Origin of the sequence: Pseudomonas sp. TWP3-1 (assembly GCF_049896625.1) — a bacterium.
Taxonomy (GTDB): Bacteria; Pseudomonadota; Gammaproteobacteria; order Pseudomonadales; family Pseudomonadaceae; genus Aquipseudomonas.
This window is the reverse complement of sequence record NZ_JAFCUQ010000022.1, coordinates 75,925-98,649: the sequence shown is the minus strand read 5'-3', so window position 1 is coordinate 98,649 and position 22,725 is coordinate 75,925. Positions and strand designations below refer to the sequence as shown.

Annotated in this window: 21 protein-coding genes and 4 tRNA genes; 17 read left to right on the top strand and 8 right to left on the bottom strand. The window is 59.7% G+C overall.

The window, feature by feature from the left end:
• The first annotated feature begins 238 nt into the window (after window positions 1–238).
• The 8 genes from cobU to ACP7BN_RS24415 all read left to right on the top strand — a co-directional run bounded on the left by cobU (window position 239) and on the right by ACP7BN_RS24415 (window position 5,572).
• Window positions 239–760, top strand: a complete 522-nt coding sequence (gene cobU / locus ACP7BN_RS24450; RefSeq protein ID WP_426206417.1) for a bifunctional adenosylcobinamide kinase/adenosylcobinamide-phosphate guanylyltransferase — start codon at window positions 239–241, stop codon at window positions 758–760.
• Complete coding sequence (gene cobT, locus ACP7BN_RS24445; protein WP_426206416.1) at window positions 757–1,812, top strand: nicotinate-nucleotide--dimethylbenzimidazole phosphoribosyltransferase; 1,056 nt, start codon at window positions 757–759, stop codon at window positions 1,810–1,812. Before cobU ends, cobT begins: the two co-directional genes overlap by 4 nt.
• Entirely contained in the window at window positions 1,809–2,384 is a 576-nt protein-coding gene (gene cobC / locus ACP7BN_RS24440) for an alpha-ribazole phosphatase family protein (RefSeq protein ID WP_426206415.1), read from the top strand. Before cobT ends, cobC begins: the two co-directional genes overlap by 4 nt.
• 1 nt (window position 2,385) lies before the next feature.
• Window positions 2,386–3,117: an adenosylcobinamide-GDP ribazoletransferase gene (locus ACP7BN_RS24435; RefSeq protein ID WP_426206414.1), complete on the top strand. Its 732-nt coding sequence runs from the start codon at window positions 2,386–2,388 to the stop codon at window positions 3,115–3,117.
• Between the two features lie 43 nt (window positions 3,118–3,160).
• Window positions 3,161–3,565 (top strand): MarR family winged helix-turn-helix transcriptional regulator, encoded by a 405-nt coding sequence (locus ACP7BN_RS24430; RefSeq protein WP_420648072.1) that lies wholly within the window; start codon window positions 3,161–3,163, stop codon window positions 3,563–3,565.
• A gap of 52 nt (window positions 3,566–3,617) precedes the next feature.
• Window positions 3,618–4,826 carry an MFS transporter gene (locus ACP7BN_RS24425; RefSeq protein ID WP_426206413.1) on the top strand — a complete coding sequence of 403 codons (1,209 nt, stop codon included), beginning with the start codon at window positions 3,618–3,620 and terminating at the stop codon, window positions 4,824–4,826.
• Window positions 4,823–4,945, top strand: a complete 123-nt coding sequence (locus tag ACP7BN_RS24420) for a hypothetical protein (RefSeq protein ID WP_420648074.1) — start codon at window positions 4,823–4,825, stop codon at window positions 4,943–4,945. The genes ACP7BN_RS24425 and ACP7BN_RS24420 overlap by 4 nt, the downstream gene beginning before the upstream one ends.
• A 69-nt stretch (window positions 4,946–5,014) precedes the next feature.
• Window positions 5,015–5,572, top strand: coding sequence for a glutathione peroxidase (locus tag ACP7BN_RS24415; protein WP_426206412.1), 558 nt, complete (start codon window positions 5,015–5,017; stop codon window positions 5,570–5,572).
• Window positions 5,573–5,653: 81 nt separating this feature from the next.
• Here ACP7BN_RS24415 and ACP7BN_RS24410 read toward each other — a convergent pair whose 3' ends face one another.
• The 3 genes from ACP7BN_RS24410 to ACP7BN_RS24400 all read right to left on the bottom strand — a co-directional run bounded on the left by ACP7BN_RS24410 (window position 5,654) and on the right by ACP7BN_RS24400 (window position 8,053).
• Window positions 5,654–6,925: an OmpP1/FadL family transporter gene (locus ACP7BN_RS24410; RefSeq protein ID WP_426206411.1), complete on the bottom strand. Its 1,272-nt coding sequence runs from the start codon at window positions 6,923–6,925 to the stop codon at window positions 5,654–5,656.
• Between the two features lie 146 nt (window positions 6,926–7,071).
• Entirely contained in the window at window positions 7,072–7,554 is a 483-nt protein-coding gene (locus ACP7BN_RS24405; RefSeq protein WP_426206410.1) for a hypothetical protein, read from the bottom strand.
• 274 nt (window positions 7,555–7,828) lie between these two features.
• Window positions 7,829–8,053, bottom strand: a complete 225-nt coding sequence (locus tag ACP7BN_RS24400; protein WP_420648078.1) for a hypothetical protein — start codon at window positions 8,051–8,053, stop codon at window positions 7,829–7,831.
• A gap of 856 nt (window positions 8,054–8,909) precedes the next feature.
• On the opposite strand from ACP7BN_RS24400, the gene ACP7BN_RS24395 reads away from it, so the two are divergent.
• Both ACP7BN_RS24395 and rmuC read left to right on the top strand, forming a co-directional pair.
• The gene (locus ACP7BN_RS24395) at window positions 8,910–9,233 is read left to right on the top strand and encodes a sel1 repeat family protein (protein ID WP_426206409.1); all 324 of its coding nucleotides are present in this window, start codon (window positions 8,910–8,912) and stop codon (window positions 9,231–9,233) included.
• A 175-nt stretch (window positions 9,234–9,408) separates the two neighbouring features.
• On the top strand, window positions 9,409–10,773 hold the full coding sequence (gene rmuC, locus ACP7BN_RS24390; protein WP_420648098.1) for a DNA recombination protein RmuC: 1,365 nt from the start codon (window positions 9,409–9,411) through the stop codon (window positions 10,771–10,773).
• Between the two features lie 138 nt (window positions 10,774–10,911).
• Here the strand turns inward: rmuC and ACP7BN_RS24385 are convergent, their stop codons facing one another.
• A complete protein-coding gene (locus ACP7BN_RS24385) occupies window positions 10,912–14,382 on the bottom strand; it encodes a hybrid sensor histidine kinase/response regulator (protein ID WP_426206408.1) in 3,471 nt (1,156 codons plus the stop codon).
• A gap of 241 nt (window positions 14,383–14,623) precedes the next feature.
• Between ACP7BN_RS24385 and ACP7BN_RS24380 the strand changes: the two genes are divergently transcribed.
• From ACP7BN_RS24380 to ACP7BN_RS24370, 3 genes are all read left to right on the top strand, one after another.
• Window positions 14,624–14,935, top strand: coding sequence for a cupin domain-containing protein (locus ACP7BN_RS24380; RefSeq protein WP_420648083.1), 312 nt, complete (start codon window positions 14,624–14,626; stop codon window positions 14,933–14,935).
• Between the two features lie 105 nt (window positions 14,936–15,040).
• Window positions 15,041–16,192 (top strand): TDT family transporter, encoded by a 1,152-nt coding sequence (locus tag ACP7BN_RS24375; protein ID WP_426206407.1) that lies wholly within the window; start codon window positions 15,041–15,043, stop codon window positions 16,190–16,192.
• 97 nt (window positions 16,193–16,289) lie between these two features.
• Window positions 16,290–18,164 carry an MFS transporter gene (locus tag ACP7BN_RS24370; protein ID WP_426206406.1) on the top strand — a complete coding sequence of 625 codons (1,875 nt, stop codon included), beginning with the start codon at window positions 16,290–16,292 and terminating at the stop codon, window positions 18,162–18,164.
• Window positions 18,165–18,288: 124 nt separating this feature from the next.
• On the opposite strand, the gene sugE is transcribed toward ACP7BN_RS24370, so the two are convergent.
• The 3 genes from sugE to rdgC form a co-directional block, all read right to left on the bottom strand.
• Window positions 18,289–18,603, bottom strand: a complete 315-nt coding sequence (gene sugE, locus ACP7BN_RS24365) for a quaternary ammonium compound efflux SMR transporter SugE (protein WP_042558337.1) — start codon at window positions 18,601–18,603, stop codon at window positions 18,289–18,291.
• Window positions 18,604–18,707: 104 nt separating this feature from the next.
• Entirely contained in the window at window positions 18,708–19,676 is a 969-nt protein-coding gene (locus tag ACP7BN_RS24360) for a bile acid:sodium symporter family protein (RefSeq protein WP_420648086.1), read from the bottom strand.
• Between the two features lie 174 nt (window positions 19,677–19,850).
• Window positions 19,851–20,771: a recombination-associated protein RdgC gene (gene rdgC / locus ACP7BN_RS24355; RefSeq protein ID WP_420648087.1), complete on the bottom strand. Its 921-nt coding sequence runs from the start codon at window positions 20,769–20,771 to the stop codon at window positions 19,851–19,853.
• A 159-nt stretch (window positions 20,772–20,930) separates the two neighbouring features.
• Between rdgC and ACP7BN_RS24350 the strand changes: the two genes are divergently transcribed.
• From ACP7BN_RS24350 to ACP7BN_RS24335, 4 genes are all read left to right on the top strand, one after another.
• Window positions 20,931–21,006, top strand: a tRNA-Val gene (locus ACP7BN_RS24350).
• Between the two features lie 18 nt (window positions 21,007–21,024).
• Window positions 21,025–21,101 (top strand) — tRNA-Asp (locus ACP7BN_RS24345).
• Window positions 21,102–21,299: 198 nt separating this feature from the next.
• A tRNA-Val gene (locus ACP7BN_RS24340) sits at window positions 21,300–21,375 on the top strand.
• A 19-nt stretch (window positions 21,376–21,394) separates the two neighbouring features.
• Window positions 21,395–21,471, top strand: a tRNA-Asp gene (locus tag ACP7BN_RS24335).
• Between the two features lie 96 nt (window positions 21,472–21,567).
• Here the strand turns inward: ACP7BN_RS24335 and ACP7BN_RS24330 are convergent.
• Window positions 21,568–22,704 carry a catalase family protein gene (locus tag ACP7BN_RS24330; RefSeq protein ID WP_426206421.1) on the bottom strand — a complete coding sequence of 379 codons (1,137 nt, stop codon included), beginning with the start codon at window positions 22,702–22,704 and terminating at the stop codon, window positions 21,568–21,570.
• Between the last annotated feature and the right edge of the window lie 21 nt (window positions 22,705–22,725).

Genomic DNA, 22,725 nt, shown 5'->3' with positions numbered 1-22,725 from the left:
TTTTGGCCATGTGTGAGACGTTGGAGCAACACACCCCAGAGGAGCTGGCGGCTTTTGCTAAAGAAGCCATCGGCTGGATGGCCAGCCGAAGAACTTAGATGTGTAGATACCAATGCCCATCGCGGGCAAGCCCGCTCCCACAGGTTTGTGAGTTGCTTGATCCACCGCAACCCCTGTGGGAGCGGGCTTGCCCGCGATGGGGCCAGTCGCCACAACATACAATTTTCAGGATGCCTTCATGCTCCAACTGATCCTCGGCGGCGCCCGCTCCGGCAAAAGTCGTCTGGCAGAAAAACTCGCCAGCGACAGCGCGTTGGCCGTGACCTATATCGCCACCAGCCAACCGCTCGACGGTGAAATGAGCGAACGCGTGGCCCATCATCGCGCGCGTCGTCCCGCCGAATGGGCGTTGATCGAAGAACCGCTGGAACTGGCCCGCGTCCTGCACGAAAGCGCCAGCGCCGAGCGGTGCCTGCTGGTCGATTGCCTGACGTTGTGGCTGACCAACCTGCTGATGCTCGACGATGCCGAGCGCCTCGCCGCCGAACGCGAAGCCTTGCTCGATTGCCTGGGATCCCTGCCGGGGCAAATCATTTTTGTCAGCAACGAGACCGGAATGGGTGTCGTGCCGCTGGGCGAATTGACTCGCCGCTATGTCGATGAAGCCGGTTGGCTGCATCAAGCTTTGGCCGAGCGTTGTCAGCGAGTCGTCCTGACCGTCGCCGGCCTGCCCCTGACTTTGAAAGGACCTGCGTTATGACCCAAACCTGGTGGCTGAACCCGTGCCAAGCGCTGGATGCCGATGCCGTTGCACAAGCGGCGGCGCGTCAGCAGCAACTGACCAAACCCGCTGGCTCGCTCGGGCGTCTGGAATCTGTGGCGGTGCAACTGGCCGGGTTGCAGGGGCAGGTCAAGCCGCGTCTGGATCAGGTGTGGATCGCGATTTTCGCGGGCGATCACGGCGTGGTCGCTGAAGGCGTGTCGGCGTTTCCGCAGGAAGTCACCGGGCAGATGCTGCTGAATTTTGTCAGCGGCGGCGCGGCGATCAGCGTGCTGGCGCGGCAACTTGGCGCGCAACTTGAAGTGGTGGATCTCGGTACGGTCACGCCGTCGCTGAATCTGCCGGGTGTGCGTCACTTGAATATCGGCCCGGGCACGGCGAATTTCGCCCACGGCTCGGCCATGACTGCGGCGCAGGGTGAGCTGGCGTTGCAGGCCGGGCGTGACAGCGTGCTGCGTGCGAAAGCGGCCGGCGCGCAATTGTTTATCGGCGGCGAAATGGGCATCGGCAACACCACTGCCGCCAGTGCGCTGGCCTGCGCGTTGCTCGACTGCCCGGTGATTCACCTGACCGGCCCCGGCACCGGGCTGAATGCCGAAGGCGTCAGCCACAAGATGCAAGTGATCGAGCGCGCACTGGCGCTGCATGCCGCGCAACGTGGCGATGCTTTGCAAACCCTGTTCAACCTCGGCGGTTTCGAAATCGCGGCGCTGGTCGGCGCTTATCTGGCGTGTGCCCAGGAAGGCGTTGCGGTGTTGGTTGACGGCTTTATCTGCACGGTCGCCGCGCTGGTGGCGGTGCGCCTGAATCCGGCCTGCCGCGAGTGGCTGCTGTTCGGCCATCGCGGTGCCGAGCCGGGTCATCGCCATGTGCTGGAAACGCTGAGTGCCGAGCCGCTGCTGGAACTCGGTCTGCGTCTGGGCGAGGGCAGCGGTGCGGCGCTGGCGGTGCCGTTGCTGCGTCTGGCGTGTGATCTGCACGGACAGATGGCGACCTTCGCTGAAGCGGCAGTGGCGGATCGTCCGGCATGACTTTGCGTCTGGACCTACTGCGCCACGGTGAAACCGAACTCGGCGGCGGCCTGCGCGGAAGTCTTGACGACGCTTTGACCGAAAAAGGCTGGGCGCAGATGCGTGCGGCGGTGGTCGGGCAGGGGCCGTGGGATCGATTGGTCAGTTCGCCATTGCAGCGTTGTGCGCGATTCGCTGAGGAGCTCGGCGCGCAACTGGATCTGCCGGTGACGCTGGACAAGGATCTGCAAGAACTGCACTTCGGCGCTTGGGAAGGCCGGAGCGCGGCGGCGTTGATGGAGACCGATGCCGAGGCGCTGGGTTTGTTCTGGGCTGACCCGTATGGGTTTACGCCGCCGCAGGGTGAGCCGGTGATTGAGTTTTCCAGACGGGTTCTGGCAGCAGTCGAGCGGTTGCATGCAGCCTATGCCGGCGAACGCGTTTTGCTGATCAGTCATGGCGGCGTGATGCGTTTGTTGCTGGCGGGCGCGCGTGGGTTGCCGCGCGAGCAATTGCTCAACGTCGAGGTCGCTCACGCAAGTCTGTTTTCGCTGAACGTCGCGGCTGACGGCGTGCTCAAGGAAGTCTGCTGACATGTTGCCGCTGTGGATCGCCCTGCAATTTCTCAGCAGCCTGCCGGTGCGTCTGCCGGGGATGCCGGCTCCCGAGGCACTCGGTCGTTCTTTGCTGTTTTATCCGCTGGTGGGATTGCTGTTCGGGCTGATTCTGTGGGCGCTGAACATCGCGTTGGCCGGCGCACCAATCCTGCTGCATGCGGCATTGTTGCTGACGGTGTGGGTGCTGCTCAGCGGCGCATTGCATCTCGATGGACTGGCGGACAGCGCCGATGCCTGGCTCGGTGGGTTTGGTGATCGCGAACGCACGCTGCTGATCATGAAAGATCCGCGCAGCGGGCCGATTGCGGTGGTGACGCTAGTGTTGGTGTTGCTGCTCAAGTTCACGGCGTTGCTGGCGTTGATCGAGCAGCAGCAAGGTATGGCTTTGATCATCGTGCCGCTGATCGGGCGCGCAGCGTTGCTCGGATTATTCCTGACCACGCCGTACGTGCGCTCTGGCGGGTTGGGGCAGGCGCTGGCGGATCATCTGCCGCGCAAGTCGGGTTGGCGGGTGCTTGCGGCAAGTGCGTTGGGTTGCGTGTTGCTGGCTGGATTCAGCGGATTTATTGCGTTGCTGGTGGCGCTCGCAGGGTTTGTCTGGTTGCGGCACCTGATGGTGCGGCGCTTGGGCGGAACCACCGGTGATACCGCTGGCGCTCTGTTGGAATTGCTCGAGATGGCAGTCCTCGTCGGACTGGCATTATTTTGATGTGTAACTTGATTTAACAGACTCGCGGGTATATACACGCATCATGCTTCCTTCTCAGTGTTTGTGCACCAACCTGCGTCGCGCCGCTCGTGGCGTCAGCAGGCATTACGACGGCGCTCTCGACGGCTTCGGGATCAACGTTGCCCAGTATTCTCTGTTGTGCAACTTGCAGCGGCTGGACCAACCGAGCATCTCCGAGCTGGCCGAAGCGATGGGCCTGGATCGCAGCACCCTCGGGCGCAATCTGCGGGTGCTGGAAGGCGAGGGCCTGGTAGCGCTGGCCGAGGGCGAAGACATGCGTAACCGCATCGTCAAGCTCACCGAAATCGGTGCACATCGCTTGGCAGCGGCCCTGCCGGCCTGGGAAGCGGCGCAGCAGCGATTGATCGATAAACTGGGCGCCGAGAAGCGTGAAACCTTGCTGAGACTGCTGGACGAACTGGCGTAACGCCGGTTTTGCCGACCTTAAGCGGGTATATACCCGTGACTGGAGAATAATAATGAGTTCAATGTGGCGTACGTGCGGTTGGGTGTTGCTCGGGAGTGCGCTGATTCTGGCGTTGTCATTGGGCGTGCGCCATGGTTTCGGTCTGTTTCTGTCGCCGATGAGCGCCGAGTTCGGCTGGGGGCGCGGTGTGTTTGCCTTCGCCATCGCCCTGCAGAATTTGATTTGGGGTCTGGCGCAGCCGTTCACCGGGGCACTCGCCGACCGTTTTGGTGCGGCAAAAGTGGTGCTGGTCGGCGGCGTGCTCTACGCCCTCGGACTGGTCTTCATGGGCTTGTCTGATTCGGCGGTGACGCTGTCGCTGAGTGCCGGGTTGTTGATCGGCCTCGGCCTGTCCGGGACTTCGTTCTCGGTGATTCTTGGTGTGGTTGGTCGCGCCGTGCCGCCAGAGAAACGCAGCATGGGCATGGGTATCGCCAGTGCCGCCGGCTCCTTCGGCCAGTTCGCCATGCTGCCCGGCACGCTCGGGCTGATCAGCTGGCTCGGCTGGTCGGCGGCATTGCTGGTGCTGGGCTTGCTGGTGGCGCTGATCGTGCCGTTGGTGAGCATGCTCAAGGACAAGCCGCTCCCGGTGCTCGGCCACGAACAAACCTTGTCTGAAGCGTTGCGTGAAGCCTGCTCGCACTCCGGTTTCTGGCTGCTGGCGTTCGGTTTTTTTGTCTGCGGTTTTCAAGTGGTGTTCATTGGTGTGCATTTGCCGGCATATCTGGTCGATCAGCATTTGCCGGCGACGGTCGGCACCACGGTGTTGGCGTTGATCGGACTGTTCAACATCTTCGGCACCTACACCGCCGGCTGGCTCGGCGGGCGTATGTCCAAGCCGCGTCTGCTCACCGGGTTGTACTTGCTGCGGGCGGTGGTGATCGGCTTGTTCCTTTGGTTGCCGGTGACGACGATCACGGCGTATGCGTTCGGCATGGCTATGGGCTTCCTCTGGCTGTCGACCGTGCCGCTGACCAACGGTACCGTGGCGACCTTGTTTGGCGTGCGCAACCTGTCCATGCTCGGTGGCATCGTGTTCCTGTTCCATCAGCTCGGCTCGTTCCTCGGCGGCTGGCTGGGCGGGGTGGTGTATGACCGAACCGGGAGTTATGACTTGATCTGGCAAGTGGCGATTCTCTTGAGCCTGTTGGCGGCCGCGCTGAACTGGCCGGTGCGCGAGCGTCCGGTGGCGCGCCTGCGAACCCGGGCGAACGCTGCATGAATCGTTACTGGCCGCAGATCCTCGTTACTGCACTCGGCGCCGCATTGCTCGCGCTGGTGTGGTGGGGCTGGCATCAGGGTGGACTGGCGCTGATGCAACTGGGCATGAGCATTTGCTAGAAAGCCGCTTGCTAGCAGGCGGCGAGCGCGAGTAACTTCGAAGTCTGACGACTTAGAAGGATGCCCGACATGCAAAAGCGCTGGTGTGCTGTTCCTGCGTTGCTGATGGCGTTGACCGGACTTGCCCAGGCGGACTGCCCGGAGGTGCTGCAGGGTTCGCTGCCCAAGTTGCGCGCCAAGGAATCGATTGATCTGTGCCGACAATACGCCGACAAGCCGCTGGTGGTGATCAACACTGCCAGCTTCTGCGGTTTCGCCCCGCAGTTCGAAGGTCTGGAGGCGCTGAATCAGCGCTACAAGGCGCAAGGTCTGGAAATGCTCGGCGTCCCCTCGAATGACTTCAAGCAAGAGTCCAAGGACAGCGCAGAGACCGCCAAGGTTTGTTACGCCAACTATGGCGTAACGTTCAACATGACCGAGCCGCAGAAAGTCCGTGGTGACGACGCCACGCATATGTTCCAGGTGCTGGCCGCGCAGAGCAGCGCGCCGAAGTGGAATTTCTACAAGTACGTGATTGATCGTCAGGGCAAGGTCATTGCCAACTTCTCCAGCCTGACCAAACCGGATGATCCGGAATTCATCGCCGCCATCGAGAAAGCCATCGCCTCGAAACCGTTGAAACCCTGATCGACGCCCACGAAAAAGCCCCGCCTCTGTAAGGAGCGCGGGGCTTTTTGGTGGGCGAGGGGTCAGCCTCGCCGTACAGCATCAGAAGCGGTAAGTTGCGCCGACACCGAAGCCGTTTGCCGAGTTTTCATACTGGGAATTGTAAGTCTGGCCGCGTGCGTTCTCGTTGCGGATGTTGACCTTCTCTTCCTTCAGGTACGAATACGCGACGTCGATGGTCAGGTCTTCGGTCGGGCTCCAGCCGGCACCGAGGCTGAAAATCGTGCGGTCGCCGGTAGGAATACGCGGCGAACGGTCGACGTTGTTGGTCGGCGACTGGTCGAAGGTCAGACCGGTGCGCAGTACCCATTCCTTGTTCAACTGATACGAAGTACCGATGGCGTAAGCCCAGGAGTCGTGCCAGTTCTGGTCTTCGGTGATTTCGCCGAACTGGCCAGCCAGTGCAGGTTGCACGCCGGAGTTCTTGACGGTGATTTCCTTCAGCTGGCTCCAGCGGGTGAAAGTCGTACCGGCATAAACGTTCCACTGATCGTTGATCGCCTGGGTAACCGACAGATCCACCGATTCAGGCGTGGTGATCTTCAGCGAAGCGTCGTATTTCTGGCTGGAGCTGAGTCCGGCCAAGGCCAAGGCACCGTAGTTGACCTTGGTGTTGCCTTCGAGTTTGTAGTCGACTTTCGAATGATAAGTCAGACCCACGCGAGTGCTGTCGGTAGCTTGTACCAGCACGCCGATGTTGTAGCCCAGAGCGGTGTCGTCACCCTTGATCTTGACTTTGCCGTCCGGCAGGGTCTGGGTGATCGAGAGGTTGGATTCCAGCGCACCATCGATGCGGTTGATGGTCGGACCGAAACCGATCGACACCTTGTCGTTGAAGGCGTAGCTGATCGTCGGCTGCATGGTGATGACTTGTACTTCGGACTTGCTGCCGAAGTAGCGGCCGGCGAAGCCGTTTTCGTAATCGGTAATCAGACCAAACGGGACGTATACGCCAAAACCGAATGCCCAGTGATCATCGATCGGCTTGACGTAGTAGCCCATAGGTACGGAGGTGAAGGGCACCATATCGCCTTTGTTGCTCCCGCCATTCGGGCTGGAGCTACCGTCGCTGATATCGGTCGAAGCGTCGAGGAACGCAACACCGCCAGTCACTTGTTCGCGCTTGATGCGCGACATGCCGGCAGGGTTGCCATAAACAGTACTTGCGTCGTCGGCAGAAGAAGATCGCCCGGCGTACCCAGTCCCCATCCCGCTGATGCTGTGTTCGTTGATGGCAAAGCCAGCGGCGAAAATCTGCGTGGATGCCACGGTAACGGCAAGGCTAAGGGTGGTTTTGAGCATTACTTTTTTCATTATTAGAACTCCTGGTGATCACCGGGGCGGAAATTACCAAGATTTTCGCCGCAGCGCTATAGTCCGTATGGCTTGAGTTAGAGCGGTTTTGTAGGACAATCCGACCAAATTCGCGACCTGTTGCAGGATCTTGCGAAACTGGTGAGTCAGCAAGCGACCTGATTCATGGATGAAACACAGGTTTGCCAGGCAGAGGTGAAATCGCGCAGGCGACCTTGCGGCTGAAAAGTCTGGCGCCAGATGCGCGCCATGCCCAGCAGATCGTCGGAGTCGGGGAGGGTGGGGTTCTGTTCTTCTACCAGCAGCCAGGCAATGGCAGTGGCGTAACGCAGATTGACGGTCAGTTCCAGATGCGGGCCGCTGAGAAACGCATGCTGGCTGGCGAGGCCGCGCACCAGGCTGGCGCGCTCCGGATCCAGCGCCAGGTAGTGATCCCACAGCGCCTGATGCCGGTGTTCGGCAATTCGGTACAGGCCGTGGCCACGGCGGTCATGCAGAGCAGAACCAAGGGCAGACTGACTGGCAGCGATACCCAGCAGCAGGGCTTCGGCAGTTGCGCAGTGGCGTCCCAGATAAATCAGCGTAGGACGAATCACATAACGGCACAGTTCGCTGGCAGCGATACCCATAAAACCCTCGAAACACGAAGTGGGCGGCGATGCCTGAGGTGGGGCTTGGCAGCGGTGGATCGAGTCAGGCTCGCCGGAAGCGGATTACGCCGCTTGAGTTGAAGTGTAGTGTCATATTCGCGACGTAAAGGCCTGTTTTTACAATATTTCCGGCGAGCAGTTATAACCGTTATATCGGTTGGTGCTTAGCCCGAAACTGCGAAAAGTGAAATATCAGGCAATAAAAAGCCCCGCGTTTTAAGCGAGGCTTTGCTTTTTCAGCCGTTTCGTCGTCTCAGGCAACCAGTGCCTGGCGAGTACGGTCAATGATAGCCTGCAGCGGTTCGGCGCTGGAGTACTGGTCGGGATACAGACGCTCGCTGTGGCGGGCGATCCCGTGTTCATTGACCAGGGTGAAGCTGAAGCAGCCTTTGCGAGCGGCCATGATCAGGCAGTTCATTGGAGCAAAAGCGTTGGTTAGGGTGCGAATGGCATCCTGAGTATGGATTTGAGTCGACATAGTTATTAGGTGTTCCTACAAATGACACGGATAAGAACCGTGCAGCGTTAAAACGTTCCAGTGACGTTGACCACCATTGGTCGAACGAAGAACCCGACTGGAACAAAGCAGCCAGTTTGAAGCGCTGATAAATTGGCGCGCTTGGGCTGGCAGGTAGGTACTTAGGAGGGCAGGCAACACATCAAGGGCAAAGGTTCTGGGCCCGGGGTGAAGATCCTGATCAATTTGCAGGTTGGTTCGGTCAGAGTAAATGTTCTTCGCAACACCCTTTGCATTCATTTCAAAGGCTGTGTCGGCGCAAGATTTACCTGGAAACCATCGAGGGGTCGATCCTGTTTTGTCGGTGAAGGCTTCTGTTGAGAAGGTTGACCGCGAGGAGTTGTTCGACCGGAATTGACTTTCAGCTTGGTACTAACGCCGCGGATAGTAATGGAACCCTTCGAAGAGAGCAACCCACAATATGAAAATAGATTGACTGAGTTGGCGTGCGTTGCTAGTGAGTGCTCAAAAACGTGCATCCATATAACCGCGGAACAGGTACTTGTGCACATTAGTTGCGCACGCGGTAACGGCGCTGTCATATCAATCCTGACTCAGGTAGCTGCCTGCACCGAAAGTTTAAGTCAATGAAAAACATCGGTTTTTTTAACTGGTGAAAAAATCGTCAGTTTGACTGCGAGGCCCATTCCACAAGGCTTTGCGGGAGTTCAAAGCGGGTTGTCCACTGACTTATCCACAGCTTCTGTGGATTGTCCCGAGCGCTTGCTCTAGCACGGGCGTGCCGGGTTTTTTCGACTTTACCTGTGCGAAAAAAAGAGTAGAGTGGCGCGCCTTCCGATCTGCCCTACAGTGCTTTATGAAGTTTCGCTCAACGCCAGAAGCTGTTACCTCACAGACCCCGCGTGTTACCGCTCCCAAGCGATTTTCCGTTCGCGTGGCCGAATGGCTGTTGGACAGCCCGTGCCTGAGTGACAATCAGAATGCCAAGCACCTCGCCGGCCGCCTGCTCAAACAGCCTGCGCGCGACGGCGTGGTGGTTGCGCAAAGCCGTCTGGGTCAATTGATGTGCCGTGAGTGCGGCAACGCCCGCGATCGCCGGATTGGCCAGGACCTGCTGCGCCAGGCCGCCCGCGCTGGTGACCGTCGCGCACAACAGGAACTCGGTCTGATCGCAGACTGAGCTGTCCAAGACCTGACGCCTTGGTTAACCTTCAGGCTTTATTTGATCGGCGAGAATGACTATGGCGATGGACTTGACCAGCATCCTGCTCGGTCTGGCGGGCGCAGCGCTGCCGCTACTTGCGCTAGCCTGGCAACTGCAACGCCGCGCCAGCACCAGTCAGGCTGATGTCGCGCTGCTCGAAGAGCGACTGGCCATGGCGCAAATGGCTCAGGACGGACTCAACGCGCAGCTTGAAGCCAGTCGCGATGAAATCGCCGACCTCGCTCAGGCCAACGCCGCCAAACAAGCTGATCTCGCCGCGGTGCGCCGCGAAGTCGAGTTGCTGCAAATCGAACGCGACGACGCCCGTGATGCATCGCACGCGTGGAATCTGGAGCGCGCCAACAAAGAAGCCGAACTGCGCCGTCTCGACGCCCAGGCCGCTTCGCTGAACGCCGAGTTGCGCGAGCAGCAGGAAAGCCACCAGCAACGCCTCGACGACCTGCAAGGCTCGCGTGATGAGCTGCGCGCACAGTTCGCAGAGCTGGCCGGCAAGATCTTCGATGAGCGCGAACAGCGTTTCGCCGAAACCAGCCAGAAGAGCCTCGGCCAGTTGCTCGATCCGCTCAAAGAACGCATCCAGTCCTTCGAGAAACGCGTCGAAGAAAGTTATCAGGCAGAAGCTCGCGAGCGTTTCTCGCTGGCCAAGGAGCTTGAGCGTCTGCAACAGCTCAACCTACGCCTGAGCGACGAAGCCACCAACCTGACCCGCGCCCTCAAAGGCCAGAAAACCCAAGGCAACTGGGGCGAGCTGATTCTCGAGCGCGTACTTGAGCATGCCGGCCTGGAGAAGGGCCGCGAGTATCAGACTCAGGTCAATCTCAAAGGTCCGGACGGCGAGCGCTTTCAGCCGGACGTGATTATCTATCTGCCGGGCGACAAGCAAGTGGTGGTCGACTCCAAGGTCAGCCTCACCGCGTATCAGCAATACGTCGCAGCGGACGACGACGCCATCGGCCAGATCGCCATCAAGCAGCACGTCGTGTCGCTGCGCAATCACGTCAAAGGCCTGGCCGGCAAGGATTACAAACGTCTCGACGGGTTGCACAGTCTCGATTTCGTCTTGCTGTTCGTACCGATCGAAGCGGCGTTTTCTGCCGCGTTGCAGGCTGAGCCGACGCTGTTTCAGGAAGCCTTTGATCGCAATATCGTGATCGTCAGCCCGACCACATTGCTCGCAACCTTGCGCGTGATCGACAGCCTGTGGAAACAGGAACGCCAGAGCCAGAACGCCCGCGAAATTGCCGAGCGCGCCGGTTGGCTGTACGACAAGTTCGTACTGTTTATCCAGGATCTGGACGAGGTCGGCAATCGCTTGCAGCAACTCGATAAAGCCTACAGTTCGGCGCGCAACAAGCTCACCGAAGGGCGCGGCAATCTGGTCAGTCGCAGCGAACAGCTGAAATTGTTGGGTGCGCGGGCGAGTAAAAGTCTGCCGGCGGATCTGCTGGAGCGGGCGATGACTGATGTTGATGGGTTGGTCGAGTTGCCTGAATAAACTCAAAAGCATCGCTGGCAAGCCAGCTCCCACAGGTTATCTGTCGGTCACAAAATCTGTGATCACTGAAAACCCTGTGGGAGCGGGCTTGCCCGCGATGGCGTCACTAGCCTCACTGCGGGGCTTAGCCAATTCTCTCTATAGCGGCAAATACCGACTCAACAACGCCCGCAACGCCGCCGGTTTCACCGGTTTGGGCAAATAATCCAGCCCCGCCGCATGCACCCGCGCCACGGTTTCCGGATGACCGTCAGCGCTGATCACCACCCCCGGCACCGGCTCACCGAGAGTAGTGCGCAGCCACGCCATCAGCTCAGTGCCGGTCTCCCCGTGATCAAGGTGATAGTCCACCAGCGCCAGTTGCGGGCGCACGCCATCGGCCAGCAGCGCCGCGCATTCTTCGCGATTGCGCGCCGTCCACACCTGACAGCCCCAGCGCGTCAGCAGGCTGTTCATACCGATCAGAATGCTGTCTTCATTGTCGATGCACAGCACCCGCGCGCCGCTGTGCAACTTGCCGTTGATCTCGAGCGCAACGCTCGGCTGCGCAATCTGCGTGCGGGCCAGCGGCACGCGCACGCTGAACACGCTGCCGCGCCCCGGCCATGAGCGCACGCGCAATGTATGGCCGAGCACCCGGCACAAGCCGTCGGCAATCGCCAGCCCCAGCCCCAGCCCCTTTTCGGCGCGAGTCTGATGGCTGTCGAGGCGTTTGAACTCTTCGAAAATCACTTGCTGTTTATCTTCCGGAATCCCCGGCCCGCGATCCCATACCTCCAGGCAGATTTCACCGTTGCGCCGGCGCACACCCAGCAAAATCGGGCCTTTGGCGTAGCGGAAAGCGTTGGTCAGGAAGTTCTGCAAGATGCGCCGCAGCAGCTTGATGTCGCTGTCGATGCGCAACTGGCTGCCGCGTACGCGGAAGCTCAAGCCCTGTTCCTGCGCCAGCGCCTTGAATTCGGCACCGAGAATGTCGAACAACTCGTTGATCGCGAACGGCTTGCGATCCGGGTTGATCCTGCCGTTTTCCAGGCGCGAAATATCCAGCAGATCGCTGATCAGATCCTCCGCCGAACGCAGCGAGCTATCCAGATGGCGCACCAGTTTCTGCGCCTCGCTGCTCAAGTCGTCGTCCTGATGCGAAAGGGCGGCTGAGAACAATCGCGCGGCATTCAGCGGCTGCATCAAGTCATGGCTGACCGCCGCCAGAAACCGGGTTTTCGACTGGTTGGCCGCTTCGGCGGTACCCTTGGCTTCGGTCAGCGCGACGTTGAGTTGCGACAGCTCCTGCGTGCGTTCGCTCACCCGTTGTTCAAGCCCTTCATTGGCCTCGGTCAGCGCCTGTTCGGCTTCGCGGAACGCGGTGATGTCGGTGAAACTCATGACGAAACCGCCGCCGGGCATCGGGTTGCCGATCAGCTCGATCACCCGGCCGTTGGGGAACAGACGTTCCGAGGTGTGCGCACGGCCCTGACGCATCCAGTGCAGACGTCGCGCGACGTGCACTTCCGCTTCGCCGGGGCCGCACAAACCGCGTTCGGCGTTGTAGCGAATGATGTCGGCAATCGGTCGGCCAACACTGATCAAACCGTCCGGATAGTTGAACAGCTCCAGATAACGCCGGTTCCACGCCACCAGCTTCAGCGACTGGTCGACCACGCTGATGCCTTGGGTAATATTCTCGATGGCGCCTTGCAGCAACGCGCGGTTGAACTGCAGCACTTCCGAGGCTTCGTCGGCGATCCTGACTACGTCCTCCAGCTGCATTTCCCGACCTTCGATGGCGGCTTTTACTACCGCTCGCGTCGAAGAAGCGCCGAGGACACCGGCCAGCAAACGTTCGGTGTGCGCGATCCATTCGTCGTCGGCGTTCTGGTTCGGGTTGAAGCCCTTGCCCTGGCGGTAAGCGAAACGGATGAAGCTCTGCCGCGCGCGTTCTTCACCGACAAAGCGTGCTGCCAGTTGCAGCAAATCGTCGATCTGCACCGCGAGCATCGAACGCGCGCTTGGCCGGGCACTGATTTCCTGGCCGATAAATCGACCGGCCTGCCAGTGCTCCGACACCCGCGTGCGCGACAGCACGGAAACCCAGGCGAACAAGGTGAAGTTGCCGGCCAGGGACAGCACCACGCCTTGTGTCAGCGGGGTGATCGGCAGGTTCAACGGGTTGCTGTGCAGCCATGCGAGGCCGGGGAAACTTTCCAGCGGCAAGCCAAGACTGCGCGCGGCAATCGGCAGAACCAGCGTGTAAAACCAGAGGAATGTGCCCGCCGCGAGCCCGGCAAACACGCCGCGCCGATTGGCCTGTTTCCAGTACAGCGCGCCGAGCATCGCTGGCGCCAGTTGCGTGACCGCCGCGAAGGCAATCTGGCCGATGGTTGCCAGACTTGCAGTGGAGCCGAGCAAGCGGTAACTGACGTAAGCCAGCAGCAGAATCACCACGATGCTCACGCGCCGCACCGACAGCATCCACTGGCGGAACACTTCAAACGGGCGCTCGGCGTTGTTCCGGCGCAGTAGCCACGGCAACAGCATGTCGTTGGAAACCATGGTCGACAGCGCCACGCTGGCCACAATGACCATGCCGGTCGCCGCCGAGGCACCACCGATAAATGCGAGCATCGCCAGCGCCGGATGCGCCTGGGCCAGCGGCAGACTGATCACGAAGGAGTCCGGCAGCACCGAGCTTGGCAGCAGCATCTGACCGGCCAGAGCGATCGGGACTACAAACAGCGCGGCCAAAGCCAGGTACGCCGGAAACACCCATTTCGCCAGACGCAAATCCTGCGGGTCGATGTTCTCCACCACCGTGACGTGGAATTGTCGCGGCAGGCAGATGATCGCCATCATCGCCACGCCGGTTTGCACCACCATCGACGGCCAGTTGATGGTTTCTTTCCAGTATTCCTCAAGACGCGGCGCGAGCTTCGCCTGACTGAACAGGTCATCGAAACCGTCGTACAAACCGTAAGTGACGAACGCACCCACGGCGAGAAACGCAAATAATTTGACCAGCGACTCGAACGCAATCGCCAGCACCATGCCCCGGTGGTGTTCGGTGGCGTCGAGGTTGCGCGTACCGAAGACGATGGTGAACAGCGCCAGCACCAGCGACACAATCAGCGCCGTATCTTGAGCGCGGGTGCCCATGGCATCGGCGCCGGCACCGATCAGCAGGTTAACGCCGAGGACAATGCCTTTGAGTTGCAAAGCGATGTAGGGCAGGACGCCGACCAGACAGATCAACGCGACCACCACCGCCAGCGATTGCGATTTGCCGTAACGCGCGGCGATGAAGTCGGCGATGGAGGTGATGTTCTCCTGCTTGCTGATCATCACCATTTTTTGCAGCACCCACGGTGCTCCAAGCAACAGCAAAATCGGCCCGAGGTAGATCGGCAGGAATGACCACAGCTGTTCGGCGGCCTGACCGACCGCGCCGAAGAACGTCCAGCTGGTGCAATAAACCGCCAGTGACAGGCTGTACACCCACGCGCGCACTCGTGGCGGCAGCGGCGTGCTGCGCCGGTCGCCGTAGAAGGCGATGGCGAACATGATGGCCATATAGGCCAGGGCGACGGCGGCGATCAGCCCGGTGGACAGCGACATGCAACACTCCCGACAGAAGACTCCCCGGGACTCCCGCCCGGGCGGACAGTCTCGCATGAGCGCGGCGGTTAGTCAGTGTCGACCAAGGTCGAGGCGTGGCGGGGTGTCGCAGGTAAAGATCGGCGGGTTTCGTTGCCTTGCTGCTCAGCCTGCGTGCGCAAGCGGTAAAAGTCAGCAGCGCGCCATAAACGCCAAGAATTCAGTTAGCCTTGGCCAGCCATTTTCCCCACGGAGCGCCTCGATGAAGATCATCCGCAGCAAGTCGTTCACCGCCGAACGTGCCTGGGGCGCGCTGGATATCGCCAACATGAACGGCATCACCACGCGCCTGCACTGGACCGATCAGCCGTACAAATGGCACGTCAATGACGGCGAAGAAGTGTTCGTGGTGCTTGATGGCCAAGTGCAGATGCGCTATCGCGAAAACGGCGAGGAGCAGCAAACTCTGCTCGAGGTCGGCGACATCTTTTATGCGTCGGTCGGCACTGAACATGTCGCTCACCCGCAGGGTGCGGCGCGGATCCTCGTAATTGAATCCGAGGGCAGCGTTTGACTGCTTATTGGTAAAACAGATAACAGTTAGAGAAATTACCCGTTATATAGATATTCGATTCGGTTCTACCATGAACTCAACCTCACTTGAGGACAGGAGTTCATGATGATTTGCCCCAACGCCAACAAGCCCGGTCTCAAACCGCTCAGCCAACTTCAGCACCCGCGTGAAGTGATCCGCCAATTCACCCCGAACTGGTTCGCCGCAACCATGGGCACCGGGGTGCTGGCCCTGGCGCTGGCGCAATTGCCGGTGGCCATTCCCGGCATGCACGCCTTCGCCGAAGGTCTGTGGATGTTCAACATTCTGTTGTTCGCCCTGTTTACCGTGGCCTACGCCGCGCGCTGGATCCTGTTCTTCGACGAGGCGCGCCGAATCTTTGGCCACTCCACCGTTTCGATGTTCTTCGGCACCATTCCCATGGGCCTGGCGACCATCATCAACGGCTTTCTATTGTTCGGTTTACCGCGTTGGGGCGACGGAGTGATTCAACTGGCGGAAGTGCTGTGGTGGCTGGACGTGGCGCTGTCGCTGGCCTGCGGCGTGTTGATTCCGTACATGATGTTTACCCGCCAGGAACACAGCATTGATCAGATGACTGCGGTCTGGTTGCTGCCAGTGGTGGCGGCGGAAGTCGCGGCGGCCAGCGGTGGCTTGCTCGCGCCGCATTTGGCGGATGCGCATTCGCAACTGGTGGTGCTGGTGACCAGCTACGTGCTTTGGGCATTTTCCCTACCGGTGGCGTTCAGCATTCTGACAATCCTGCTGCTGCGCATGGCCCTGCACAAACTGCCGCATGAAAACATGGCCGCTTCGAGCTGGCTGGCACTTGGCCCGATCGGCACCGGCGCTCTGGGCATGTTGCTGTTCGGTGCCGATGCACCGGCGATCTTTGCCGCGAATGGTCTGCCAGGCATCGGTGAAATCGCCTCGGGTCTCGGCTTGGTGGCCGGTATCACTTTGTGGGGTTTTGGCCTGTGGTGGATGTTGATTGCGCTGCTGATCACCGTGCGCTACCTGCGCGACGGCATCCCGTTCAACCTCGGCTGGTGGGGTTTTACCTTTCCGTTGGGCGTGTATTCGCTGGCGACCCTGAAACTGGCGAGCACCTTGAACCTGACGTTCTTTAGCGTTTTCGGTACTGCGCTGGTGACGTTGCTGGCGGTAATGTGGCTGATCGTCGGCAAGCGCACGCTGCAGGGCGCATGGCGCGGTGAGCTGTTTGTTTCACCGTGCATTGCAGGTTTGAAGAAATAACCGGCAAAGATTAGGTAATGTGTGGCCTGAGTCTCGGTTGGAGATTCCAATAACAAACATCAGGCCACTCGCTACCACCATCAGGGACACACGGAAGATGAGTCACCCCTCACAGTTCAACCTGCTGCGCACCCGGCGCTTCCTGCCATTTTTCATCACGCAATCGCTTGGCGCGTTTAACGACAACGTGTTCAAGCAATCGCTGATCCTCGCCATTCTCTATCGGCTGACCATCGAAGGTGACCGCTCGATCTGGGTCAACCTGTGCGCGCTATTGTTTATTTTGCCGTTCTTTCTGTTCTCGGCACTGGCCGGGCAGTTCGGCGAAAAATTTGCCAAGGACGCGCTGATCCGGGTCATCAAGCTCGCGGAAATCGCCATCATGGCTGTGGGATCGGTCGGCTTTCTGTTCGATCACCTGTCGCTGATGCTGGTGGCGCTGTTCGCCATGGGCACTCACTCGGCACTCTTCGGGCCGGTGAAGTATTCGATCCTGCCGCAGGCGTTGCGTGAAGACGAACTGGTCGGCGGCAACGGCCTGGTGGAGATGGGCACGTTTCTGGCGATCCTCGCCGGCACCATCGGCGCCGGGGTGATGATGTCGTCAGCCAATTACGCGCCGCTGGTTTCCGGCGCGATTGTCGGCATCGCGCTGTTGGGTTATCTGGCCAGTCGCAGCATTCCGCGTGCAGCGGCTGCGTCACCGGAAATGCGCCTGAACTGGAATATTTTCAGCCAGTCGTGGGCCACGCTGAAACTGGGCCTGGGTCAGACCCCGGCGGTGTCGCGTTCGATTGTCGGCAACTCGTGGTTCTGGTTTGTCGGGGCGATTTATCTGACGCAGATCCCGGCTTATGCCAAAGAGTGGATGCACGGCGACGAAACCGTGGTCACCCTGATTCTCACGGTGTTTTCGGTGGGAATCGCGCTCGGCTCGATGCTTTGCGAGAAACTTTCCGGGCGCAAAGTCGAGATCGGTCTGGTGCCCTTCGGCTCGTTCGGTCTGACCGTGTTTGGGTTGCTGTTGTGGTGGCATTCCGGTGGAATTCCCGACAGTGTTACTGGCCACAGTTGGGTTGAAGTGCTGACCTTCGGCCACACCTGGGCGGTGCTGTTCGACATTCTCGGCCTCGGCATCTTCGGCGGTTTCTACATCGTGCCGCTGTACGCGTTGATCCAGTCGCGCACCGCCGAGAAGGAGCGGGCGCGGGTGATTGCCGCTAACAACATTCTCAACGCACTGTTTATGGTGGTCTCGGCCATCGTGTCCATCGTGTTGTTGAGCGTGGTCGAACTGTCGATCCCGCAGCTGTTTCTGGTGGTCTCGCTGCTCAACATCGGCGTCAACGCCTACATCTTCAGCATCGTGCCCGAGTTCAGCATGCGCTTCATGATCTGGCTGCTGAGCCATTCCATGTACCGCGTCGAGCATCGCAATCTTGACGCAATCCCCGATGAAGGCGCGGCGTTGCTGGTGTGCAACCACGTATCGTTCGTCGATGCCTTGCTGATTGGCGGCGCGGTGCGTCGGCCCATTCGCTTTGTCATGTACTACAAGATCTACAACTTGCCGGTGCTGAACTTTATCTTTCGCACGGCGGGGACAATTCCTATCGCCGGACGCCAGGAAGACATTCAGATCTACGAAAAGGCCTTCAGCCGGATTGCGCAATATCTGAAGGACGGAGAGCTGGTGTGCATCTTCCCCGAAGGCAAATTGACCGCCGATGGCGAGATCAACGAGTTCAAGGGCGGGCTGACGCGGATTCTCGAAGAGACACCGGTGCCGGTGATTCCGCTGGCATTGCAGGGGTTGTGGGGGAGCTTCTTCAGTCGTGATCCGAACAAGGGCGTGTTTCGCCGATTGTGGTCGCGGGTGACGTTGGTGGCGGGTTCGTCGGTCGCTGTGGAAGCGGCCGAGCCGGTGAAGTTGCAGGCGCTGGTGAGTGAATTGCGCGGCACAGTCAGATAGTTGTTGGCTGTGCGGGCGCCATCGCGGGCAAGCCCGACTCCCACAGGTTTCTCGGGCGTGCACAGGATTTTTGTGCACTGTAGATCCCTGTGGGAGCTGGCTTGCCAGCGATGGCGTCAGTCGTTTAAGCGCTGACCTTGAGCCCGATCAACCCAGTGATAATCAACGCCACACTGGCCAACCGAATCAACGCCATTGATTCACCAAACAGAATGATCCCGGCAATCACCGTGCCCACGGCGCCGACCCCGGTCCAGATCGCATAAGCCGTGCCCAGCGGCAATTCCTTCATTGCCAAACCGAGCAAGCCCAGGCTGACAGCCATCGCGGCAATAGTCAGCGCAGTGGGTAGTGGACGGCTGAAACCATCGGTGTACTTCAGGCCGACGGCCCAGCCGACTTCGAACAGGCCGGCGAAAAACAGAATGATCCAGGACATGAGAGACCTCCATCGATTGACGGGGTCGTCCCCGGATAAAAACTCGATTGAGCCGCGAGGTCGTCCCCGCGTGCGCAATAGAGTGCCCGGCATTAATCAGCGGATCAACCCGCCAAGTCAGTCCGAGCCAGCGTCTCGCGGTCTTGTTTCTCGCTCATGCGCCGGAAATACGTCGAAAGCAGCGCACCGGAAATGTTGTGCCACACACTGAACAACGCACTCGGCACCGCCGCCAGCGGCGAGAAGTGTGCACTGGCCAGTGCGGCGCCCAACCCCGAGTTCTGCATGCCGACTTCCAGCGCCAGCGATTTGCGCTGGGCCAATGGCAAACCGAACAGGCGCCCGGTGAAGTAGCCCAGCAGATAACCGAAGCTGTTGTGCAGCATGACCACGGCCATGATCAACAGCCCGGACTCGGCAATCTTCGCTTGGCTCGCGGCAACCACCGCCGCGACGATGATCACGATGCTGATCACTGAAACCAGCGGCAACACTTCTACCGCGTGGCGTACCTTGTCGCCGAGCACGCGTTGCGCGACCACGCCGAGGATGATCGGCAGCAACACCACTTGCAGAATCGACCAGAACAGCTCCATGAACGACACCGGCAACCATGCCGAAGCCAGCAGCCAGATCAACGCTGGCGTCAGCAGTGGGGCGAGGAGGGTGGTAACGGCGGCGATCGCTACCGACAACGCCAGATCGCCACGCGCCAGCCAGGTCATCACGTTGGACGAGGTGCCGCTTGGGCAGCAACCGACCAGAATCACGCCGACGGCGATTTCCGGTGGCAGCTGAAAGATCTGGCAGAGCAACCACGCCATGCCCGGCATGATCACGAAATGCGCGACCACGCCCAAAGCCACGCGCCAGGGTTGGCGAGCGACGGCGGCGAAGTCTTCAAGTTTGAGGGTCAGGCCCATGCCGAACATCACCAGCCCGAGCAGCGGCACGATGGCACCTTTCAGGCCGAGGAACCACGCCGGTTGCAGGAACGCGAGCACAGCGAAAATCAGAACCCAGTAAGCGAAGGTATTGCCGACAAAACGACTCAGTGCAGCCAGTGCGCGCATGGCCTGATCCTTATTATGGGAAAGCGTAGGGCCCTAAGCATACGGTGCTTGCAAAAAGATCGCAGCCTTCGGCAGCTCCTACAGGGAAATGCATTCCAAATGTAGGAGCTGCCGAAGGCTGCGATCTTTTCGTTCAGGCACCCACCATCAAGTAGAGGGCGCCTGAAAATGGCGTTAGATCCCTTGCGGAGTCTCTTCCCCACCCAACGCTTCAACCAGCGCCGGCAGGAAATCGCCGAAGGTCAGCATCATCAGGGTGAAACTGGCGTCGAGCTGGCCGAGGGCTTCTTCGCCGCCGTCCTGTTCCGCCTGATCCTGCAACAGATCTTCGAACTTCAGACGTTTGACGGTCATCTTGTCGTCGAGCATGAACGACAACTTGTCCTGCCACGCGAGCGATAGCTGAGTAACCACTTTACCGGTGCTCAGGTGCAGCTGGATTTCTTCGCTGGTCAGGTCCTGACGCTTGCAGCGCACGATCCCGCCGTCTTCGTGGGTGTCGCGCAGTTCGCACTCGTCCAGTACAAAGAAATCGTCGGCAGCTTTCTGCGTGGTGACCCATTCGGTCATGGTCGCGGTAGGCGACATTTTCACGGTCAGCGGGCGCACGGGCAGGGTGCCAATCACTTCGCGCAGGGTCGAGAGCAGGTCTTCGGCGCGTTTCGGGCTGGCCGAGTTGACCAGGATCAGACCCTGTTTCGGTGCGATGGCGGCGAAGGTCGACGAGCGACGGATAAACGCGCGCGGCAGGAACGCCTGGATGATTTCATCCTTGATCTGATCGCGTTCCTTTTTATAGACCTTGCGCATTTGCTCGGCTTCGATCTCTTCGACCTTTTCCTTGACCGCATCGCGTACAACGCTGCCCGGCAGAATGCGTTCTTCCTTACGCGCAGAGATCAGCAGGAAGTCACCGCTGACGTGCACCAGTGGAGCATCTTCGCCCTTGCCGAATGGCGCGACGAAACCGTAGGTGGTCAACTCCTGGCTTGCACATGGACGCGCCAGTTTGGTGGCCAGTGCAGTTTCCAGCGCCTCGGCATCGACAGGCAGGTCTTGGGTCAGGCGATAGATAAGCAGGTTTTTGAACCACATGGGGTGAGTCTCTCCTTTATACAAAGGGGGGCATTATTGTCTTCGCCGTGGCATAGGCCAACCCTTCTCTAAGCCTTTGGAAGGCCTGAGAAAATTATTTAAAAAAGTGCTTGCCAGAGGTGGGGTCGCTCCGTAGAATGCGCGCCACACCGAAGCGAAGGGTGATTAGCTCAGCTGGGAGAGCGTCTGCCTTACAAGCAGAATGTCGGCGGTTCGATCCCGTCATCACCCACCATTCGTTCAAGTGTTTAGCGCAGCGGTAGTTCAGTCGGTTAGAATACCGGCCTGTCACGCCGGGGGTCGCGGGTTCGAGTCCCGTCCGCTGCGCCATATTCGGTAACCTGGATCGCTGAACGCCAGGTCACCACGGAAAAGCCCGCTTAGGCGGGCTTTTTTCTGCCTCAAGTTTGTACCTTGTTCCAGCGGGACGTGTGGTTTCACCGGTTTTCGGATTTATTTGAAAAAATATTCAATTAAATCAACACATTACGAGAACTTGTGGCATAATGCGCCCCGTAACGAAGCGAAGGGTGATTAGCTCAGCTGGGAGAGCGTCTGCCTTACAAGCAGAATGTCGGCGGTTCGATCCCGTCATCACCCACCATTCGTTTCAAGCGTTTTGCGCAGCGGTAGTTCAGTCGGTTAGAATACCGGCCTGTCACGCCGGGGGTCGCGGGTTCGAGTCCCGTCCGCTGCGCCATATTCGGTTATCTGGACCCACTGAACGCCAGATCACCACAGAAAGCCCGCCTAGTGCGGGCTTTTTGCTGTCTGGGGTTTGGCTCTTGTCCCGCGTTTATTGCTCCGCGTTGCGACTGTGGCGGTAATCGCTCACTGCTTCGTACACAGCCTTGCGCAGACGGTTGATCCCGCCAATCGGCCGATGCGCGTCAATCCCGAACCATGGATTGAAGGAGAGGTTGTCGCATTGCAGATTCAGTGCCGGGGTATCGAAATCCTGCGCGGGCAGGGTGATCCTTGCCACGGTCTCGAACGGTGAATCCTGCTCGCGCCATTCGATGCTGGTGTCTTCGATCGGCATGAACTTGTGCGCATCCTGACGCTGGATCTGCAACACAAAGCAGACCGGTACGCGGTCGGTGGACAACTGCTGATTCAACGCGCTGCGCAGGAAGTTCGGCAGATCCTGATTCTGCTTGGGCAGTGTGTAAGCCGGGCAGTTGTCTGGATCCGGCATCACCCGAAACTTGGCATTGGCCTCACCGAATTTGTAGGGCGAAACCGAGAAGTATGTGGTCTGCGTCGGACTGTCCGGTGGTGCGGACAAAGTCTGTAGTGCGATGAGTAGATGTCTGACCTGCCAGCTACGCGGATCCCACCCCGGAAAAAACGCCATCACCTTTTTTCCGTCAGCCTGCGCCGCCACATTCTGACGATATTCGGCGACATCGCTGACAAAGAAGTTCGGGTGGCTGAACATCACGAAATCCTGCTCCTGCCTGTCCTGACGATTACCGAGCAGTTGTTTGCCCGGCACATCGAGCAGTTTGATCGCCATGCCCCGCGCGTCGCGCATGCTGTCGAATTGCGGATAAGCGTTGCCATTGGACAGGCGCAGAGTCGCTTGCCAGATTTTCCCCGGCTCACTGAACACGCCTTGGCGCAGTCCTTCACTCAGTTGCGGCAGAACGCGTAGCTCGGCTTTGACGCAGCCGTGGGCCTTGGCATGCGCATCGCGCAAGTAACGCGTGCTTTCGCGGTGTTGATCGACGATGCGCACGGCGGTCTGGATCACGTCTTGAGTCATAGCCGCTTCGCCCTCGGGGATCTGCTCCACCGCGGAAACCGGGCCACGTTGTTGCCAGGCGAACCAGGCTGCCGCCACTGCCCAGCCGAGCAACCCGGCGCTGAGCAAAATGAGCAGGGTTTTGCCCAGCAAGCGCCCGAACCACAACCACAAGTGCGCCAGCATCGAAGGTCTGTCAGGTGATGT

Bases quoted from the DNA above. Each gene is read 5' to 3' on its own strand.
- ACP7BN_RS24430 (WP_420648072.1), top strand. From the start codon at position 3,161: ATGCTTCCTTCTCAGTGTTTGTGCACCAACCTGCGTCGCGCCGCTCGT.
- ACP7BN_RS24385 (WP_426206408.1), bottom strand. From the start codon at position 14,382: ATGTCGCTGTCCACCGGGCTGATCGCCGCCGTCGCCCTGGCCTATATG.
- ACP7BN_RS24435 (WP_426206414.1), top strand. From the start codon at position 2,386: ATGTTGCCGCTGTGGATCGCCCTGCAATTTCTCAGCAGCCTGCCGGTG.
- cobU (WP_426206417.1), top strand. From the start codon at position 239: ATGCTCCAACTGATCCTCGGCGGCGCCCGCTCCGGCAAAAGTCGTCTG.
- cobT (WP_426206416.1), top strand. From the start codon at position 757: ATGACCCAAACCTGGTGGCTGAACCCGTGCCAAGCGCTGGATGCCGAT.
- ACP7BN_RS24360 (WP_420648086.1), bottom strand. From the start codon at position 19,676: ATGCGCGCACTGGCTGCACTGAGTCGTTTTGTCGGCAATACCTTCGCT.
- ACP7BN_RS24425 (WP_426206413.1), top strand. From the start codon at position 3,618: ATGAGTTCAATGTGGCGTACGTGCGGTTGGGTGTTGCTCGGGAGTGCG.
- ACP7BN_RS24330 (WP_426206421.1), bottom strand. From the start codon at position 22,704: ATGCTGGCGCACTTGTGGTTGTGGTTCGGGCGCTTGCTGGGCAAAACC.
- cobC (WP_426206415.1), top strand. From the start codon at position 1,809: ATGACTTTGCGTCTGGACCTACTGCGCCACGGTGAAACCGAACTCGGC.
- ACP7BN_RS24380 (WP_420648083.1), top strand. From the start codon at position 14,624: ATGAAGATCATCCGCAGCAAGTCGTTCACCGCCGAACGTGCCTGGGGC.
- ACP7BN_RS24420 (WP_420648074.1), top strand. From the start codon at position 4,823: ATGAATCGTTACTGGCCGCAGATCCTCGTTACTGCACTCGGCGCCGCA.
- sugE (WP_042558337.1), bottom strand. From the start codon at position 18,603: ATGTCCTGGATCATTCTGTTTTTCGCCGGCCTGTTCGAAGTCGGCTGG.
- ACP7BN_RS24370 (WP_426206406.1), top strand. From the start codon at position 16,290: ATGAGTCACCCCTCACAGTTCAACCTGCTGCGCACCCGGCGCTTCCTG.
- ACP7BN_RS24375 (WP_426206407.1), top strand. From the start codon at position 15,041: ATGATTTGCCCCAACGCCAACAAGCCCGGTCTCAAACCGCTCAGCCAA.
- ACP7BN_RS24415 (WP_426206412.1), top strand. From the start codon at position 5,015: ATGCAAAAGCGCTGGTGTGCTGTTCCTGCGTTGCTGATGGCGTTGACC.
- rdgC (WP_420648087.1), bottom strand. From the start codon at position 20,771: ATGTGGTTCAAAAACCTGCTTATCTATCGCCTGACCCAAGACCTGCCT.
- ACP7BN_RS24405 (WP_426206410.1), bottom strand. From the start codon at position 7,554: ATGGGTATCGCTGCCAGCGAACTGTGCCGTTATGTGATTCGTCCTACG.
- ACP7BN_RS24400 (WP_420648078.1), bottom strand. From the start codon at position 8,053: ATGTCGACTCAAATCCATACTCAGGATGCCATTCGCACCCTAACCAAC.
- ACP7BN_RS24410 (WP_426206411.1), bottom strand. From the start codon at position 6,925: ATGAAAAAAGTAATGCTCAAAACCACCCTTAGCCTTGCCGTTACCGTG.
- ACP7BN_RS24395 (WP_426206409.1), top strand. From the start codon at position 8,910: ATGAAGTTTCGCTCAACGCCAGAAGCTGTTACCTCACAGACCCCGCGT.